Raw genomic sequence first — 15916 nt, 5'->3', positions numbered from 1 at the left:
GCGGCGATGACCACTGAGACTGATCTCGAAATCCGCTCGCTGCGGGCGGGTGAGGAGCAGCTGTTCCTCGCCTACCCGCACGAGCCCGTGCCCGGTGTGGGTGTGGAGTCCCGCCGAGCCTGGACCGACCTGCTCGCGAACGGGCAGTACCGTCCCGAGTGGAGCTGGGTGGCGCGCCGTGCCGGGCGCACCGTCGCCCGCTGTGCCTTCTGGGGCTTCCCGGAGTCGGCGTCCCCGTTCAGCCTCGACTGGCTGGAACCGGGCAGCGAGCCCGACCGCCGGGAGATCGGCACGCTGCTGCTCGCGACGGCGCTGCGCGAGATGCGCACGGCCGAGGGCGCACGGCCCGAGTACCACCTGTTCCTGCCGCCGGGCTGGCGGGACGGCGACGTCGTGCGGGAGGCCGCCGAGGACCGGCTGGCCGTCGCGACCGCCGCCGGTTACCAGCCGTTCGTCGAGCGGTTCAACTACACCTGGACTCCCGCGGACGGGCTGCCGGCGCGGTCGACGCGGCTGACCTTCCGCGAGGTCGGCGACGAGCAGGTGCTGGCGATCTGCCGGGCCTCGATCGAGGGCACGCTCGACGGGTACAGCGCCCGGGACGCCGCCCGGCACGGGCCGGACGAGGCCGCCCGCATCATGGTCGCCGACCTGGCCGGGCTGCCCGCGCCGCGCGAGTGGTGGCGGGCCGCGTACACCGCCGAGGGCGAGCTGGTCGGCCTGGTCGTGCCGTCCCGCAACCCCGCCCGCGCGGTGATCGGTTTCGTCGCCGTGGTGCCGGCGCAGCGCGGGCACGGATACGCCGACGACCTGCTGGCCGAGGCGACAGCGCTGCTTGCCGAGCAGGGCGCCGAGGAGATCGGGGCGGACACCGACCTGGGCAACCGGCCGATGGCCGCGGCGTTCGCCCGGGCCGGTTACCGCGACACCGCCATCCGCGTGGTGCTGCAGTAGCGACAGAGAGATATATACGCAAGGTCGTATGGGTCTTACGTGGAGTGACGGAGGAAAGGGTCAAACAATCACATCTTCGTCACACGCGAACGCGCAGAGTGGTCTGGGGCGTTTTCGGGCTTAGAGTGAAGTGACCAGCCGCGATCGGCGGGCGGCGCGGTCGCGCGTCAATCGGCCTCGGGAAGGTGTCCATGGCGGCCACACCCCAAGCACTGCAGGCACATCGCAATCGCGTGCCCGCGGAGCGACGGCGGAATTTCGGTGTGTACGTCATCGCCGTCACTGTGGCCGCTGCTGCCATCACTCTGCGTGACATTGTCGAGCTGCCGGGTGTGCTCGAACATGTCACCCTCGGCTTCTGGCTGCTGGCCGGGCTCGCCGTGGCGGGCGACGCGCTGCCGGTCACGCTGCCGGGCCGGTGGAACACGTCGGCCATCTACCCGTCGATCTGCTTCACGTTCGCCATAATGATCGACTCCGGTCTCGCCGCCGCGGTGGTGGTGCAAGGGCTCGCGGTGGCGGTGGCGTCGCTGCGGCTGCGGCACGCGCTGTGGCGGGCCGTGTTCAACCTCGGCCAGTACGCGCTGGCCTTCGGGTTCGCGTACGCGGTGCTGCGCCTGCTCAGCGGCGACGCCCCACCGGGGCTGCTCGCGCTGGCCGTCTCGGCGGCCACCTGGTTCGCGGTGAAGTACCTGACCACGGCGACCGCGATCTGGCTGCGTGACGGCGGCGCGCTGCTGCCGATCATCATGGGCCCGTTGGCCAACGAGGCGCTGAGCACCGGCGCGCTGCTCATGCTGGGCCCGGTCATCGCCGCGCAGACCGAGGTCGCCCCCGAACTGGTGCTGGCGCTGATCCTGCCGCTGCTGGCGGTGCGGCGGCTGTCCATCATCACCGCCGAGCAGCGGCACCTGGCCAACATCGACACCCTGACCGGGCTGGCCAACCGCAAGGCGCTGATCGGCGAGGTGTCCGCGGCGGTGGCCGGCCACGCGCAGCGCGCCGTGCAGGGCGATCCGCGCAGCCGGTTCGGCCTGCTGCTGCTGGACCTGGACCGGTTCAAACACGTCAACGACTCGCTCGGGCACGAGGTGGGGGACCGGCTGCTGATCGCGGTCGGCGACCGGCTGGACCGGCTGGTGCGCCCCGGCGACCTGGTCGCGCGGCTGGGCGGGGACGAGTTCGCCGTGGTGGCGAAGCGCCTCGACAGTCCTGAGCAGGCACGCGAGCTGGCCGAGCAGATCGAGCAGGCGCTGTCGGCCCCGGTCGTGCTGGACGGGCTGCCGCTGGACGTCGGCGCCTCCATCGGCATCGCCGTCTACCCCGACCACGGCACCAACTTCGCCACCCTGCTGCGCCACGCCGACGTCGCCATGTACACCGCCAAGCACGACGGCGACGCCGTCGCCGTCTACAACCCCGACGCCGACCAGAACTCCCCGCAGCGGCTCAGCCTGCTCGCCGACCTGCGCACCATGCTCGGCCAGCCGGACCGGGGCGGGCTGCGGCTGTTCTACCAGCCCCAGGTGGAGATCACGACCGGCGAGGTGGTCGCCGTCGAGGCGCTGCTGCGCTGGCAGCATCCGACCCGCGGCCCGGTCAGCCCCGACGAGCTGATCCGGGTGGCCGAGCCCAGCTCCGTGATGCGCCTGCTGACGCGGTGGGTGATCGAGGAGGCGGTGACCCAGCTCGCCAAGTGGACCGCGTCAGGTCTCCAGGTGCGCATGGCGGTCAACGTCAGCGTGCGTGACCTGCACACCGGCGCGATCGTCGAGCAGATCGAGGAGTTGCTGCAGCGCTACGGCGTGGAGCCGTACCGGCTGCAGCTGGAGATCACCGAGAGCGCGCTGATGGCCGACCCGCACCGGGTGCTGGCCACGCTGACCCGGCTGCAGTTGCTCGGTGTCGGCATCGCCCTGGACGACTTCGGCACCGGCTACTCGTCGTTGCAGCACCTGCGGCGGCTGCCGCTGTCCGAGGTGAAGATCGACCGCTCGTTCGTGATGGCCATGGCCGACGACCCGGACGACCTGGTGATCGTGCGGTCCATCATCGAGCTGGCCGGAGCGCTCGGGCTGCGCGTGGTCGCCGAGGGCGTCGAGGACGAGCGGGCCTGGCGGCTGCTGCAGTCCGCGGGGTGCGAGGTCGCCCAGGGCTGGTTCTACGCCCGGCCGCTGCCGCCCGACGAGCTCGCCGACTGGCTCGCCCGCACCACCCTGCCCGCCCGCAGCGCCTGATCGGGTGCGCCCCCGCTCGGGGCGAGGCGGCGGGGGCAGGTGGTTCGCGGGCTTCGGCTACATCTTTTTTGATGTGGCCACATCAAAAAAGATGTAGCCGCGCGGTGAGGGGCTGTCTTCCGGAGCCCTCCCGGCGGGCGCGCGGTTCGCTGGGCCAGGGGCGCTGCGAAACGCGCCACCGGTGACAAATAGACTCGCTACGGGCGCGGAGCGTGTGCCACCCTTCGCGCTGTCCGAGTTCGCCGCTACGTCTAGGGGGCAGTCATGGCCGCCATCTCCCGCGAAGAGGTCGCGCATCTCGCGCGCCTGTCGCGGCTCGCCGTCACCGAACAGGAGCTGGACCGCTTCGCCGGTCAGTTGGACGTGATCCTGCAGTCGGTGGCGCGGGTCGGTGAGGTCGCCGCGGACGACATCCCGCCGACGTCGCACTCGGTGCCGCTGGTCAACGTGCTGCGCGAGGACGTGGTCGTGCCCGGCCTGACCCGCGAGGAGGCGCTGTCCGGCGCCCCGGACTCCGCCGAGGACCGTTTCCGCGTGCCGCAGATCCTCGCGGATGAGGAGTGACCCCCATGAGTGACCTGATCAAGCTGACCGCGGCCGAGCTGGGCGCGAAGATCGCCGCCGGGGACGTGTCCGCGGAGGAGGCCACCCGCGCCCACCTGGACCGCATCGCCGAGGTCGACGGCCGCGTGCACGCGTTCCTGCACGTCGACAGCGAAGGCGCAGTCGAGGCCGCGCGGGCCGTCGACGCCAAGCGCGCGGCGGGCGAGAAGCTCGGTCCGCTGGCCGGCGTGCCGATCGCGATCAAGGACGTCATCGCGACCAAGGGCATCCCCACCACCGCCGCCTCGAAGATCCTCGAAGGCTGGCGGCCGCCGTACGACGCGACGGTGATGACCCGCATCCGCGAGGCGGGCATGGTCATGCTCGGCAAGACGAACATGGACGAGTTCGCGATGGGCTCCTCCACCGAGTACTCGGCCTACGGCCCGACGTACAACCCGTGGGACCTGACCCGCATCCCGGGCGGCTCCGGCGGCGGCTCGGCGGCGGCGGTCGCCGGGTACGAGGCCCCGCTGGCCATCGGCACCGACACCGGCGGCTCGATCCGCCAGCCCGGCGCGGTCACCGGCACCGTCGGCGCGAAGCCGACCTACGGCGGCACCTCGCGCTACGGCCTAATCGCGTTCTCGTCGTCGCTGGACACGCCCGGCCCGGTCGCGCGTACCGTGCTGGACACCGCGCTGCTGCACGAGGTGATCGCCGGGCACGACCCGCGCGACTCCACCTCGATCCCGATGCCGGTGCCGGACGTCGTGGCCGCCGCCCGCCAGGGCGCGACCGGGGACCTCGCCGGCGTGCGGGTCGGCCTGGTCAAGGAGTTCTCCGGCGAGGGCGCGGAGCCCGGCGTGATGGCCGTCTTCCGCGACACCGTGGAGGCGCTGACCAAGCTGGGCGCCGAGGTCGTCGAGGTGTCCTGCCCGCACTTCCAGTACGCGCTGCCGGCGTACTACCTGATCGCGCCGAGCGAGTGCTCGTCGAACCTGGCCCGCTTCGACGCGGTGCGCTTCGGCCTGCGCGTCGGCGACGACGGCCGCAACTCGCTGGAGGACGTCATGTCGCTGACCCGCGAGGCGGGTTTCGGCGACGAGGTCAAGCGCCGCATCATCATCGGCACGTACGCGCTGTCGTCGGGTTACTACGACGCCTACTACGGCCAGGCGCAGAAGGTGCGCACGCTGATCACGCGCGACTTCACCTCCGCGTTCGAGAAGGTGGACGTGCTGGTCTCGCCGACCACCCCGTTCACCGCGTTCGAGCTGGGCGCGCGCACCGCCGACCCGTACCAGATGTACCTGGCGGACCTGTACACCATCCCGACGAACCTGTACGGCGGCCCCGGCATCTCGGTGCCGGCCGGCCTGTCCGACGGGCTGCCGGTGGGTCTGCAGATCATGGCCCCGACCATGGCCGACGACCGGATGTACCGGATCGCCGCCGCGGTCGAGTCGACGGTGGGCACCTTCACCCCGCCCGCTCTCTGAGTTCCGACACGAAAGCGGCGTCCCCGGACGGGGACGCCGCTTTCTCGTTGCCTGAGGAGTTCAGCAGCGGGCGGGGGTCAGGAGGCGGCCCCCTTCAACCGGGGGTAGAGCAGGCCCGCGAGCACCGCGCCGAGCGCGCCGGAGACCGCGAACACCCAGATGTCGGACCAGTCGGACGCGCCGCCCGCGAGGGTCAGCGCCAGTTCCGGGCCCAAGGTGCGGGCGAAGTTGAGCGAGGCGCTGGTGACCGCCGCGATGGCCAGCGTGCCGCCGGCGTACGCCAGGCCCAGGCTGATGCCGGAGCGCTCGCCGTCGCCGACCGCGAACATCACGCAGGCGATGACGAAGACGGCCAGCGCCTCGGCGACGATCGCCGCGATCAGGCCCTTGCCGGAGCTCGCCGCCTCGGACAGGCGGTTCGCGCCGAGCCCGGCGGCGACGCCGTTCTCGCCGTAGCACAGCCACATCAGCAGGCCGCCGACGAAGCCGCCGACCAGCTGCGCGGCGATGATCAGCCCGCCGCCGACCCAGTCCACGCTGCCGCGGACCGCGGCGGCGAGGGTGAGCCAGGGGTTGAAGTGACCGCCGAAGATCCACGCGGCGGCGGCCGCGGCGATCATGAGGCCGACCGCGCCCGCGAGCAGCGGGCCGCCGCCGACAAGCAGGGCGCCCACGCCGAAGAAGACCAGTACTGCGGTGCCGAGCGCCTCGGCGGTGAGGCGGGACAGCGTTGCGGAACCCATCATGCACCTCCCTGTGCATCGATGAGGGGAAGAACGCGACGCGCCGACCGCCAGGCCCGGAAGTTTCGGCGTCCCGTTCTCAGGGTGCATCCAGGATCGGGGCGGCGGTGATCAGCGCACAGCGACGAATGAATGAATACGGGGTCACCTGAACGGTTCATGTTGTGACGTACGCCACTCCTCTTGTCATGATCGATGTATGGAGGGGCGGATAACCCGGTGTGAGCGGGGCCGGGCGGGCTACTAGGCTGGTGGTTGTTTTGTCCGGCGGCGTCTAGCACGCCCACGCCAAGCCTGGAGCGAGCAGATGAGCACCACCGTGCTGCCCACCTACGACGACGTCGTCTCCCGCTACGAGCCGGTCATCGGCCTGGAGACCCACGTCGAGCTGGGCACCGTCACCAAGATGTTCTGCGGCTGCCCGACCGACTTCGGCGGCGAGCCGAACACCCAGGTGTGCCCCGTCTGCCTGGGCCTGCCCGGCAGCCTCCCGGTGGCCAACCGCGCCGCGATCGAGGCGACCATCCGCATCGGGCTCGCCTTGAACTGCTCCATCGCCACCTGGTGCCGCTTCGCGCGCAAGAACTACTTCTACCCGGACATGCCGAAGAACTTCCAGATCAGCCAGTACGACGAGCCCCTGTGCACCGACGGCTACCTCGACGTGGAGGTCGACGGCGAGCTGGTGCGCATCGGCATCGAGCGGGTGCACCTGGAGGAGGACACCGGCAAGACGCTGCACGTCGGCGGCGCGACCGGGCGCATCCACGGCGCGACCGAGTCGCTGGTCGACTACAACCGGGCCGGCATCCCGCTCGTCGAGATCGTCACCAAGCCGGTGCCCGGCCTCGGCGCGCGCGCCCCCGAGATCGCCAAGGCGTACGTCGCCGAGCTGCGCGACATGATCCGCACCCTGGGCGTCTCCGACGTGCGCATGGAGCAGGGCTCGATGCGCTGCGACGTGAACACCTCGCTGAACCTGCCCGGCGCGGAGTGGGGCACCCGCACCGAGACCAAGAACGTCAACTCGCTGCGCAGCGTCGAGCGCGCGGTGCGCTCGGAGATGCTGCGCCAGGCGTCCGTGCTGGACGCGGGCGGCACCATCACCCAGGAGACCCGGCACTTCCACGAGGACACCGGCGACACCACGTCGGGCCGGTCCAAGGAGACCGCGACCGACTACCGCTACTTCCCCGAGCCCGACCTGGTGCCGCTCGCGCCCGAGCCCGCCTGGGTGGAGCAGCTCAAGGCCGCGCTGCCGGAGCTGCCGCGGCAGCACCGGGCCCGCCTGAAGACCGAGTGGAACCTGTCCGACCTGGACATGCAGTCCATCCTCAACGCGGGCGCGGTCGAGCTGATCGAGCGGACCGTCGCCGCCGGCGCGTCGCCGGAGGCGGCCCGCAAGTGGTGGCTGGGCGAGCTGTCGCGCCGCGCCAACGCCGAGGGCGTCGAGCTGGAGGCCGTCGGCGCGACGCCCGCGCAGGTGGCTCAGCTGCAGACGCTGGTCGCCTCGGGCAAGCTCACCGACAAGCTGGCCCGCCAGGTGCTGGAGGGCGTGCTGGCCGGCGAAGGCGACCCGGAGCAGATCATGGCCGCTCGGGGCCTGGAGGTCGTCTCCGACACCGGCGCGCTGACCGCCGCCATCGACGAGGCCATCGCCGCCAACCCCGACGTCGCCGAGAAGATCCGCGGCGGCAACCAGGCCGCCGCGGGCGTGCTCATCGGCGCGGTCATGAAGACCACCAAGGGCCAGGCCGACGCCAAGACCGTCCGCGAACTCGTCCTCGCCCGCCTCGCCAACTGACGAAAGGAAGGGCACCTTCACAACGCTCCGCGTTGTAGAAGGTGCCCTTCTTCACGCTCTAGCGGTCTGAGCTGCGGCTCAGCGGCCCGTCCGGGACGGAGTGGGGCGGGGCGAGGTGCCGGGGGCGGCCGCCTGGCCCGGCGGGGTGTCGTCGACGACGTGGCGGGACAGGGCCACCTCGGCCAGGCCGGTGCCGCCCACGGTGATGTCGTCGTACGCCATCAGCGTGCGGTTGTCGTCGAAGTAGAGCACCGACATCGCCAGCGGCGTCGGCGTCTCGCCTTCCAGCCCGCGCAGCCCGGCCCCGCCGCTGGAGCCCTGCACCATCAGCATGGTCTGGTCGTCGCCAAGCTTGCTGATCTCCCGGTGGTGCCGGTGCCCGGCCAGCACCAGCGGCGTGTACCCGGCCAGCGGCCCCGCCGACAGCGGATCGTGCACCAGCGCCAGGTCCACGACCTCGTCGCGCTGCTTGGCGATGGTGTCGGCCAGCTTGTCCCCGGCGTCCAGCACCCGCTCGACGGTCTGCTTCGAGTCGCCGGAGCCCGCCGGCTCCATGCCCTTGTCCGGGGTGAAGCGCGGGTCGCCGATCCCGGCGATGCTCAGCCCGGCCACCCGCACCACCTTGTTGTCCAGCACGATCGCGTTGGGCTGGGCGGCGACCGCGGCCTGCGTCACGGCCGAGTCGTGGTTGCCGCGCACGAAGACGTACGGCACCTTCAGCAGCGAGATCGACGCCACGAACGCCTTCTCCGGCTCGCTGCCCCAGTCGGTGATGTCGCCGGTGTCGACGACGACGTCGATGTGGAAGTTGTCCACCACGGTCCGGATCACGCCCCACGCGGCCGGGTTCAGGTGCAGGTCGGAGACGTGCAGCACGCGCAGCGTGTTGTCCTCGGGGGAGTACACCGGCAGGTTCTGCACCGTGGCGTAGAGGCTGCCGACGTTGCTCACCAGCTTCTGCAGCTGCGCGGCGTACTCGTCGTACCGGTCGGCGATGCGCTGCGCGTTGCCGAGCACCGACGGCGCGTTGGCCAGCAGGCCCTCGTACCGCGGCTCGCGCAGCGCACCCGGGTTGAACGTGCCGAACGCCGACCCGAACGCCGCCGCCATGACGGCCAGCGCCAGCCCGCCCGCCCAGGCGACCCGGCGCATCCGCCGGTACACAAGCGCGGACAGCAGCATCGCGCCGAGCACCGCGACCGCGGTGGCGCGCAGCACCAGCCGGGTGACCCCGGCGCGCACGTCGTCGACGGCGGTGCGGCTGGCCGCGGTGATGCCCGCCGGGTCGGTGATCAGCGCCTCGGTGCGGGCGCGGTCGAGCGCGTCCAGGCGCACCATCAGCCGAGCGGGACCGTCGTGGCTGTCCAGTTGCAGGGAACCCAGCGGAGGCAGGACGACCTCGGTGTCGCCGTACCACGACGGGGTGACCGCCATCGTGGAGCGGAACGGGCCCACGTCGACGCTGGTGCCCGCGGCCAGGTAGAGGCCGAGCGCCAACCCGGTCAGCGACACGGCCAGCAGCCCGAGCCCGGAGCCGAGCCGCCGCCACGGCACTCGGCCGAACGCGTCCTTCACCCGTGCGGCACGCCCGCGCGGAGGCTCACCGCCGGACCGGTCCACCCCGCTGCGGCTCAGCGGCCGTGCCCACCGCGGCAACCGAGTCATCGCCCCATCATGCCCCGGCTGTCACGCGGGAGCGAGCGTGACGGCAAGAATTCGATCATCGGATTCGACGGGTTCACCGCGGCCGTCGTGGTTGCTGGTGAGCACCCATACCGAACCGTCGGGGGCGGTGTGCGCGTCGCGCAGGCGGCCGTACTCGCCGACGAGCGCCGCCGCCGGAGCCGCCCGCAGGGTGCCGTCGGCCCGCACCGGCACCAGCCACAGGCGCTCGCCGCGCAGGCACGCCGCGACCAGGACGTCCCCGGCCATCGCCGCGCCCGAGCACGACGCCTCGTCGGTCGGCCACGCCACCACCGGGTCGGTGTACCGGCCGTCGCCCGCCGCGCCCTCGACCTCGGGCCATCCGTAGTTCTTCCCGGGCTCGATGCGGTTGATCTCATCCCAGGTGTTCTGGCCGAACTCGGTCGCCCACAGGTGGCCGCCCGAGTCCCAGGCGATGCCCTGCACGTTGCGGTGCCCGTAGGACCAGACCAGCGTGCCGTACGGATTGCCGGGCGCGGGCTTGCCGTCGGGCGTCATCCGTAGGATCTTCCCGCCGAGGCTCTTCAGGTCCTGCGAGTTGCCCCTGGTCGCGGCGTCGCCGGTGGTCGCGTAGAGGAAGCCGTCCGGCCCGAACGCCAGCCGCCCGCCGTTGTGGATGCCCGAGATGGGGATGCCGGTGACGATCGGCTCCGGCCGCCCGCCGAGCTTCCAGCGCGCGATGCGGTTGTCGTCGTCCGCCGTGTAGTACAGGAACACCGTCTTGTCCTGCGCGTACTGCGGCGACACCGCGATGCCGAGCAGGCCGCCCTCGCCGCCGGAGTCCGCTTCGCGGATCATCCCGACCTCGGTGACGGTGAGCCGGCCGCCTGAGGAGCCGGGCCCGACCCGCACGATGCGCCGGGTGTCGCGCTCGGTCACCAGCGCGCCGCCGTCGGGCAGGAACGCCACGCCCCACGGCGCGCGCAGGCCGGTGGCCAGGGTCTTCACCTCCGCCGTACGCGGGCTGAAGGTGGCCGCCGCCGTCGACTCGGTCGACGGGACCGGCGGGGCCTGCGAGGCGATCGTGTCGGGCTGCTCGCTGCACCCGGCGGTGAAGGCGAGCGCTGCCGCCGCCGCGATGATCCCGTTCCGTGCCCGGCGCGAAGACATGCGATTCAGCCTAGCTCCGTGGTCCGTGCTCAACTACTGCCTCGTTTCTCTCAACCTGCGCCCGCACAGCCGCGTCGGGAAGGGCGACGGAAGGAGGAGCCGTATGGCGGAGGAGGGGTTCCGCGAGTTCGTGCAGCTGCGCTACGGCGAGCTGTTACGGACCGCATACCTGCTCACCGGCTCGACCCACGCCGCCGAGGATCTCGTGCAGTCGGCGCTGCTCAAGGCGTACCGGCGCTGGGACCAGGTGGACGAGCCCATGGCGTACCTGCGCCGGGCGCTGGTCAACCAGCGCACCAGCGTGTGGCGCCGGATCGGCTCCCGGGAACTGCTCACCGGCGTGCTGCCGGAACGGGGTCGGGCAGACGGGAGCGCCGCGCACGCGGAACGGGACGAGCTGCTCGCGGCACTGGCGAAACTGCCGGTGCGCATGCGCGCCGTGCTGGTGCTGCGGTACTGGGAGGACATGTCCGAAGCCGACACCGCCGAGCTGATGGGCTGCTCGGTGGGGTCGGTGAAGTCGCAGGCCAGCCGTGGGCTGGCGAGGTTGCGGGAGGTGCTGCGCCCGGAGCCCCGGCGCGCGGGTGACGTGGCGGAGGTGATCGCGTGAGCGAGCGTGATCTGATCGAGGCGCTGGCCCGGCTGGCCGAGCCGGTGGTGCCGGCCGAGGACCCGTACGGCCGGCTGATGCGCCGCCGCCGCACCGGCCGGCGGCGGATGGCGGTCGGCGGGCTGGGGGCGGTCGTGACGGCCCTGCTCGCGGGGATCGTGCTGGGCCCCCTGGGACCGGCGATGACCGCGGATCCGCCGGAGGTCGTCGACCCGTCCGCGTCGCCCATCGGAGAGCGGTACCGCAGCGAGCCGATCACGCCCTGGGTACGCAAACTGATCGAGTCCCCGACCCGGGGCAGCCTCGCGGCCGACCGGGCGTTCATCGACGACCTGGCCGCGCGGTTGCGGCAACGCGACGTCACCGTGGTGCCCGACGGCACCGTGAAGATCCTCTTCGCGGGGGACCTCGGGACCGCCCGCCTCGTCGTCGCCGCCCGCTATGACGCCGGGCAGCAGATCGGCATCGCCCTGTTCGACGAGCGCGGAGCGAGCCCGGAGCAGCTGGCGAACGCCGGGACCGCGCAGCGGGACAACGGCTCGATGATGTCGGCGTATCCGCTGAGCCCGTATGTCGGCGTCTCGTTCGCCAACACCGCCGTCGCGTGGGGGGCCGAGATCGACCTCGCACTGGTTCCGGCAGGGTGCCGGATCGCCGTCGCGCCGATCGCCGGGCCGCGGACCTGGCGCGACGAACCCGGGGGCGCCGTCGCCGTCGACTTCGCGCCGACGGAGATGCACCGGGTCACCTGCGACGGCAAGGTGCGGCATCTGGGCCTCGCCGGGGCCGGCGGGCTCGGCGAGCACAACGTGCGACCGCTCACCGAGGAGGAGGTGACCGCGGCCGTAGCCGCAGCCCGCGGCGAGGTCGACCCGGTCGAGGCCGCCGAGCTGATCCGCCGGCAGGGCGGTACGAGCGGGCTGATCGGGCCGCCTCGGTTGCTGTACATGGGGCGGATGCCCGGGGCGCCCGCGGACGAGCCGCGGTTCAGCGTGCTCGTGGCCCCGGAGGCGGACGGCATCTGGCGCGTCGAGGTGGACACCGAGCAGGGCGGCTTCGGCTTCAAGACCGACATCGACCTCGGACGGGCCGACACGATGATCGCGCTGGACTCGTGGTGGCTCACCTGGCCGACAACGACGCCGGGTGCGACCCCCGACCCGGTGCCGAGCGCGACGAGCATCGTGGTGCTCGCCCCTCGGCAAGCCGTGGAGGTGCGGCTGCTGGCCGCGGGCGACCGGGTCGCCGACACCGTCGCGCTCGTCGACGGGGTCGGCGCATTCCCCTACGACGGCAAGACCGAGTGGAGCCTGCAGGCGGTCGATGCCACCGCCACCGTCGTGGCCACCGCGAAGGCTCCGTTCCGCTCGTTCGCCTCGGCACTGGAGAAGGAGTCGATCAGCTGGTACTGACGCGGGGCCGTGGTGAGGAGCGCCTTCCGGCACGCCGGTGGGCGCTCTTCACCCGACCGGGTGAGGCCGATAGCGTGGTGCTCGTGCGGATGTGGATCGCCCATGAGGCCGGACGTGAACTGATGGGCCCGCTGCCGGCGGGCGTCGAGGTGGCGGTGCTGCCCCGCCCGGACGCGCCCCTGCCGGGCGACCCGGCCGAGGTCGAGTTCTGGGTGCCGCCGTTCCTCAGCAGCGGCGACGTGGTCGGGCTGGCCGACCGGATGAGCGGCCTCAAGGTCGTGCAGCTGATCACCGCCGGGGCCGACGCCTGGGTCGGGCGGCTGCGCGAGGGCGTCACGCTGTGCGACGCGCGCGGCGTGCACGACTCGCACACCGCCGAATGGGTGGTCACGGCGATCCTGGCCGCGCTGCGCCGTTTCGACCACTTCGCGCGGGCGCAGGCGGCGCACCGCTGGGCGTACGCCGAGGTCACGCCGACCGACGAGCTGGGCGGCAAGCGGGTGCTGATCGTCGGCGCGGGCTCCATCGGCGCGGCGGTCGCGGCACGGCTGGCCCCGTTCGAGGTGGACCTGGCGTACGTGGCCCGCACCGCCCGCGACGGCGTGCACGGCGTCGACGAGCTGCCCCGGCTGCTGCCGGGGGCCGACGTGGTGGTGCTGCTGGTGCCGCTGACCCCGCAGACCCGGGGCCTGGTGGACGCGTCGTTCCTGTCCGCGATGGCCGATGGGGCGCTGCTGGTCAACGCGGCCCGCGGCCCGGTCGCCGACACCGCGGCGCTGACCAAGGAACTGGCGTCCGGCCGCATCAGCGCGGCACTCGACGTCACCGACCCTGAGCCGCTGCCCGCCGGCCACCCCCTGTGGGACCTGCCCAACGTCCTGATCACCCCGCACGTGGCCGGTTCCGTGCGAGGCCTGCTACCCCGGGCGTACCGCCTGGTGGGTCAGCAGTTGCGCCGTCATGCCGCGGGCGAAGCCCTCGACAACCAGGTCCACGACGGCTACTGACCGGCCCAGCGAGCCGTCAGGCGGTGGTGAGGGGCTGGCCGGCGGCGGCGACGAGCTTGGGCAGGTCGGTGGGGCGGACCGCGGTCAGGGTGACGGCGCTGCCGTCGGTGAGGACGGCGACGACCCGCTTCGGGCCCTGCGCGCGCAGCTCGGCGATCTGCGGCCAGAGCACGACCCGGGCGCCCAGCAGCGCCCGGACGCGCAGCCCGCGCTCGTTGACGTCGGTGCCGGCCTGCCAGGCCCAGATCATGACCGCGGCGGGCACGAGCAGCACCAGCCACCAGAACCCGCCCTGTGCGGCGATGGGGATGCCGCCGAGCACGGTGATCAGGGCGGCGACGCTGATGGCGGCGGGGAGGCGGAAGCGGGTCACGCCACGATTGTTCCACGTAGTGTGTTGTGTCGGACGTCACGGGCATACTGGCCGACGGGGCCACCGCGCCCGTGGAGAGCCGTCGCGGCCGACAGGTGAACGTCATTCGCGGTGAAGCTGAGAAAAGAGGTCAACGATGACCGTTCTGCTGCTCATAGGCACGGCGAAGGGCCTGTTCCTGGCCCGCCGGGACCGGGTCGGGGACGCCTGGCAGCTGTCCGTCCCGCAGTTCCCGATGACCGGGGTGTACGCCGTCGGCGTCGACACCCGCCGCGCCACGCCCCGCCTGCTGGCGGCGGTCGACAGCTCGCACTTCGGCCCGAGCGTGGCGACGAGCGACGACCTGGGCGTCTGCTGGCGCGAGCCGGACCACGCCCCGCTGGCGTTCCCGCAGGACACGGACACGGCGCTGGGCCGGGTGTGGGCGCTGCAGCCCGGTCCGGCCACCGAGCCGGACGTGGTCTGGGCGGGCACGCAGCCGTCCGCGCTGTTCCGCTCGACCAACGGCGGCCTGACGTACGAGCTGGTCCGCGGCCTGTGGGAGCACCCGCACCGCACCGAGTGGGGCGAGGGCTTCGGCGGCCAGGCCATCCACACGGTCCTGCCGCACCCGACCGACCCGTTGCGGGTGCTGGTCGCGATGTCCACCGGCGGTGTCTACCGGACCACCGACGGCGGTGAGACCTGGCACCCGTCCAACAGCGGGATCAAGGTCACCTTCATGCCCGACCCGTTCCCGGAGTTCGGCCAGTGCGTGCACAAGGTCGCCCGGGACGGCGAGGACCCCGAGCGGCTCTACCTGCAGAACCACCACGGGGTGTACCGCTCCGACGACGACGGCCAGACCTGGTCCTCGATCGCGGACAGCCTGCCCAGCGACTTCGGCTTCGCGATGGTGGCCCACCCGCGCCGCGGCGGCACCGCCTGGAACTTCCCGATCACCGCCGACGCGCTGCGTTTTCCGGTCGAGAACAGGTGTCGCGTCTTCCGCACCACCGACGCGGGCAAGACCTGGACCCCGCAGTCGTACGGGCTGCCCACCGCCCCGTTCTACCCGTCCGTGCTGCGTGACGCGATGTGCGTGGACGACAACGACCCGGTCGGCGTCTACTTCGGCAGCCGCACCGGCGAGGTGTTCGCCAGCGCCGACGAGGGCGACAGCTGGGCGCTGGTCGCGGCGCACCTGCCCGACGTGCTGTGCGTGCGGGCGGTCCGGATCTGATGGTCACGGTGCTGGTGCCGGGCGCGCTGCGGACCGAGGTCGGCGGCGAGTCCAAGCTTGAGGTGCAGGCGGACGGCACGCTGCGCGCGGTGCTGGACGAGGTCGATCAGCGCTGGCCCCGGCTGGGCCGGCGCATCCGCGACGAGCGGGGCGAGCTGCGCCGCTACGTCAACGTGTACGTGGACGGAGAGGACTGCCGCATGGTGTCGGGTCAGGACACGCCGGTCGCCGGCAGCGGTGAGGTGCAGGTGCTGCCCAGCGTCGCGGGCGGCAGCGTCGAGCAGGAGGCTCCCGCGCTCGACGGCGACCGCATCCTCGCGGACAACTTCGCCCCGTGGGTGCGGGAGCTGGGCCTGACCGTGCAGGAGACCGGCCCCGACTGGGCGACCCTGCGGCTGCCCTGGTCGGACCGGCTGGCCCGGGAGGGCGGGGCGCTGAGCGGGCAGGCGCTTATGGCGGCCGCGGACACGGCGACGGTGATCGCGGTGAGCGCGGCCCGGGGCGGGTTCGTGCCGATGACCACGGTGCAGCTGTCGACCACGTTCCAGCGGCCGGTGCTCGGCAGCGACGTGCTGGTCACGGCCCGGCTGACGAAGCTGGGCCGGACCATGGCGTTCGCCGACATCACGATGACCGCCAAGGGCGCGATCGTCGCCCACGCCACCACGGTGTACGCCCTGCTCTGACCTACCGGG

14 protein-coding genes are annotated in these 15916 nt (G+C 72.5%); 10 read left to right on the top strand and 4 right to left on the bottom strand.

What is annotated here, in order from left to right; genetic code table 11:
• Positions 1 to 6: 6 nt before the first annotated feature.
• The 4 genes from AB0B35_RS10115 to gatA all read left to right on the top strand — a co-directional run bounded on the left by AB0B35_RS10115 (position 7) and on the right by gatA (position 5236).
• Entirely contained in the window at positions 7 to 954 is a 948-nt protein-coding gene (locus AB0B35_RS10115; protein WP_361043114.1) for a GNAT family N-acetyltransferase, read from the top strand.
• A 263-nt stretch (positions 955 to 1217) separates the two neighbouring features.
• Complete coding sequence (locus AB0B35_RS10110; protein WP_361043112.1) at positions 1218 to 3191, top strand: EAL domain-containing protein; 1974 nt, start codon at positions 1218 to 1220, stop codon at positions 3189 to 3191.
• Between the two features lie 264 nt (positions 3192 to 3455).
• Positions 3456 to 3755 (top strand): Asp-tRNA(Asn)/Glu-tRNA(Gln) amidotransferase subunit GatC, encoded by a 300-nt coding sequence (gatC, locus tag AB0B35_RS10105; protein ID WP_203693597.1) that lies wholly within the window; start codon positions 3456 to 3458, stop codon positions 3753 to 3755.
• Between the two features lie 5 nt (positions 3756 to 3760).
• Positions 3761 to 5236, top strand: coding sequence for an Asp-tRNA(Asn)/Glu-tRNA(Gln) amidotransferase subunit GatA (gene gatA, locus AB0B35_RS10100; protein WP_361043109.1), 1476 nt, complete (start codon positions 3761 to 3763; stop codon positions 5234 to 5236).
• Positions 5237 to 5313: 77 nt separating this feature from the next.
• Here the strand turns inward: gatA and AB0B35_RS10095 are convergent, their stop codons facing one another.
• A complete protein-coding gene (locus AB0B35_RS10095; protein WP_361043106.1) occupies positions 5314 to 5979 on the bottom strand; it encodes an aquaporin in 666 nt (221 codons plus the stop codon).
• A 307-nt stretch (positions 5980 to 6286) separates the two neighbouring features.
• Between AB0B35_RS10095 and gatB the strand changes: the two genes are divergently transcribed.
• The gene (gatB, locus tag AB0B35_RS10090) at positions 6287 to 7783 is read left to right on the top strand and encodes an Asp-tRNA(Asn)/Glu-tRNA(Gln) amidotransferase subunit GatB (protein ID WP_361043104.1); all 1497 of its coding nucleotides are present in this window, start codon (positions 6287 to 6289) and stop codon (positions 7781 to 7783) included.
• 78 nt (positions 7784 to 7861) lie between these two features.
• Here the strand turns inward: gatB and AB0B35_RS10085 are convergent, their stop codons facing one another.
• Positions 7862 to 9448, bottom strand: coding sequence for a metallophosphoesterase (locus AB0B35_RS10085; RefSeq protein WP_361043101.1), 1587 nt, complete (start codon positions 9446 to 9448; stop codon positions 7862 to 7864).
• Positions 9449 to 9469: 21 nt separating this feature from the next.
• Positions 9470 to 10597, bottom strand: coding sequence for a PQQ-dependent sugar dehydrogenase (locus tag AB0B35_RS10080; protein WP_361043098.1), 1128 nt, complete (start codon positions 10595 to 10597; stop codon positions 9470 to 9472).
• Positions 10598 to 10700: 103 nt separating this feature from the next.
• Between AB0B35_RS10080 and AB0B35_RS10075 the strand changes: the two genes are divergently transcribed.
• From AB0B35_RS10075 to AB0B35_RS10065, 3 genes are all read left to right on the top strand, one after another.
• The gene (locus AB0B35_RS10075) at positions 10701 to 11207 is read left to right on the top strand and encodes a SigE family RNA polymerase sigma factor (protein WP_360520676.1); all 507 of its coding nucleotides are present in this window, start codon (positions 10701 to 10703) and stop codon (positions 11205 to 11207) included.
• Positions 11204 to 12619, top strand: coding sequence for a hypothetical protein (locus AB0B35_RS10070; protein ID WP_361043096.1), 1416 nt, complete (start codon positions 11204 to 11206; stop codon positions 12617 to 12619). Before AB0B35_RS10075 ends, AB0B35_RS10070 begins: the two co-directional genes overlap by 4 nt.
• Before the next feature lie 83 nt (positions 12620 to 12702).
• The gene (locus AB0B35_RS10065) at positions 12703 to 13626 is read left to right on the top strand and encodes a 2-hydroxyacid dehydrogenase (RefSeq protein WP_361043093.1); all 924 of its coding nucleotides are present in this window, start codon (positions 12703 to 12705) and stop codon (positions 13624 to 13626) included.
• A 16-nt stretch (positions 13627 to 13642) separates the two neighbouring features.
• On the opposite strand, the gene AB0B35_RS10060 is transcribed toward AB0B35_RS10065, so the two are convergent.
• Positions 13643 to 13999 carry a PH domain-containing protein gene (locus tag AB0B35_RS10060; RefSeq protein WP_361043090.1) on the bottom strand — a complete coding sequence of 119 codons (357 nt, stop codon included), beginning with the start codon at positions 13997 to 13999 and terminating at the stop codon, positions 13643 to 13645.
• A 136-nt stretch (positions 14000 to 14135) separates the two neighbouring features.
• On the opposite strand from AB0B35_RS10060, the gene AB0B35_RS10055 reads away from it, so the two are divergent.
• Together AB0B35_RS10055 and AB0B35_RS10050 are read left to right on the top strand one after the other, a co-directional pair.
• Entirely contained in the window at positions 14136 to 15221 is a 1086-nt protein-coding gene (locus tag AB0B35_RS10055; protein ID WP_361043088.1) for an exo-alpha-sialidase, read from the top strand.
• On the top strand, positions 15221 to 15907 hold the full coding sequence (locus AB0B35_RS10050; RefSeq protein ID WP_361043086.1) for a MoaD/ThiS family protein: 687 nt from the start codon (positions 15221 to 15223) through the stop codon (positions 15905 to 15907). The genes AB0B35_RS10055 and AB0B35_RS10050 overlap by 1 nt, the downstream gene beginning before the upstream one ends.
• Positions 15908 to 15916: the final 9 nt, after the last annotated feature.

Origin of the sequence: Catellatospora sp. NPDC049133, assembly GCF_040648455.1 — a bacterium.
GTDB lineage: Bacteria > Actinomycetota > Actinomycetes > Mycobacteriales > Micromonosporaceae > Catellatospora > Catellatospora aurea.
The sequence above is the reverse complement of the archived record's forward strand: the minus strand, read 5'-3'. Positions and strand labels throughout refer to the sequence as shown.